The sequence below is a fragment of the Blautia sp. MSK18_10 genome (assembly GCF_020553185.1).
GTDB classification, from domain to species: domain Bacteria; phylum Bacillota; class Clostridia; order Lachnospirales; family Lachnospiraceae; genus Blautia_A; species Blautia_A wexlerae.
Window position 1 is genome coordinate 1 of record NZ_JAJCGT010000098.1, and the last position, 1716, is coordinate 1716.

General features: G+C 36.0%; 2 protein-coding genes. Both read left to right on the plus strand.

Going from position 1 to position 1716, the window contains the following annotated elements; all coding sequences use genetic code 11:
- Positions 1–59: 59 nt before the first annotated feature.
- Positions 60–746 carry a helix-turn-helix domain-containing protein gene (locus tag LI074_RS16945; protein ID WP_055058267.1) on the plus strand — a complete coding sequence of 229 codons (687 nt, stop codon included), beginning with the start codon at positions 60–62 and terminating at the stop codon, positions 744–746.
- The gene (locus LI074_RS16950) at positions 746–1639 is read left to right on the plus strand and encodes an IS3 family transposase (protein ID WP_173704929.1); all 894 of its coding nucleotides are present in this window, start codon (positions 746–748) and stop codon (positions 1637–1639) included. The genes LI074_RS16945 and LI074_RS16950 overlap by 1 nt, the downstream gene beginning before the upstream one ends.
- Positions 1640–1716: the final 77 nt, after the last annotated feature.

A 1716-nucleotide genomic window follows, 5' to 3' on the forward strand; every position in this document is an offset into this window, starting at 1 on the left:
TGATATGCTACCCTCATATAGGACAATGAAATATAAAAGTCCTATATGGGGGTATTTTCATGTTCAGAAAGAGTAAGATAGAACCAGTAGAAAAAGTAAAAATAGTCGAACGCTACCTTGCAGGAGAAATTGGCATACGGCAAGCAGGAAAAGAATTGGGAGTTGATCATCATAGTATTCGAAATTGGATTTCTATTTATCAGTATGATGGACCAACTGGATTACTCAATCAACCGAAAAACAAATCTTATTCAAAAGATTTAAAAATATCTGCTATAAATGATTATCTTAACGGAGAAGGATCTCTTCAGGATATTTGCACAAAATACGGAATTCGTTCACACAGACAGCTTTCCGATTGGATTAAGGTGTATAATTCTGGTGGAATATTAAAAACATCCACTGGAGGTGCTTACATGAAAAAAGCAAAGAACACTACACTTGATGAGAGATTAAAAATAGTAACAGATTGTCTTGCAAATGATAAGAATTATGGTGCAATGGCACTCAAATATGATTGTTCCTATCAACAAGTTCGCAATTGGGTAATACGATACGAAAAGATGGGTCAAGCGGGTCTGGAAGACAGACGTGGACGTCGTATAGCTTCTCTTCCAAGCAGAACACCTGAAGAAGAGCTACGTGACAAGATAGCTGAACTAGAAAGAAGAAATCTAGACTTACAAATGGAGAATGATCTGTTAAAAAAAGTCAGAGAACTGGAAAGGAGGGGGCGCTATCTTTAATCCATCGGTTAGCCGAATATGAAGCCATCCAAAAACTATCGTCTACTAAGCATTATCCCATAGATAGACTTTGTAAATATCTTAATGTTACACGTTCTGCGTATTACCGCTGGGTAAAATATCCGAAAAGTAATAATGAACTTCGAAACGAAAGACTATCCACTGAAATCCAAAGGATTCATAACCAGCATCCAGATATGGGATACCGAAGGATTCGTGATGAATTAGATGGACATAAAGGAATTCATGTGAATGATAAACGAGTACTTCGTATTTGTAGGAAATACGATATAAAATCAAATATTAAATGGAAACCTAAGAGTTGTACCAGAGGAGACAGAAATCCTGATCACATAGCAAAAAACTATTTACACCGTGAATTTCACGCCGAAAAACCGAATGAAAAGTGGCTTACAGATGTTTCTGAATTTAAATACTACAACGGAATAGAAGTTCATAAAGTTTATCTGAGTGCTATTTTAGATTTATATGATAGAAGGATTGTTTCCTTTAAAATCAGCGATCATAATGATAATCCATTAGTTATGGACACGTTTGATGAGGCTGTTCGTCAGGAGCCAGATGCACACCCATTAGTTCATTCTGATCGAGGCTTTCAATATACAAGCGCACAGTTTTATACTAGATTAAAAAAACATCATATGAAGCAGAGTATGTCTAGAGTTGCCCACTGTATTGACAATGGACCAATGGAAGGGTTTTGGGGAATTCTAAAACGAGAAATGTATTATAAACAGCGTTTTAATGACAGAAGCTCTTTGATTACTGCGATAGCTAATTACATAGATTACTACAACAACCAACGACTTCAAAGGAAACTGCATGTAATGACACCAATGAAATATCATGAGCAATATACAAAAGCAGCATAAAATATCGCCAGCCATAGCATGGCTGACGATACAAAAATTTATTATTTTTTATTGTCCTCTTGACGGGGAGCATACCA

Excerpts from the sequence above, each read along its gene's own strand:
- LI074_RS16945 (WP_055058267.1), top strand. The coding sequence starts at position 60 with ATGTTCAGAAAGAGTAAGATAGAACCAGTAGAAAAAGTAAAAATAGTC.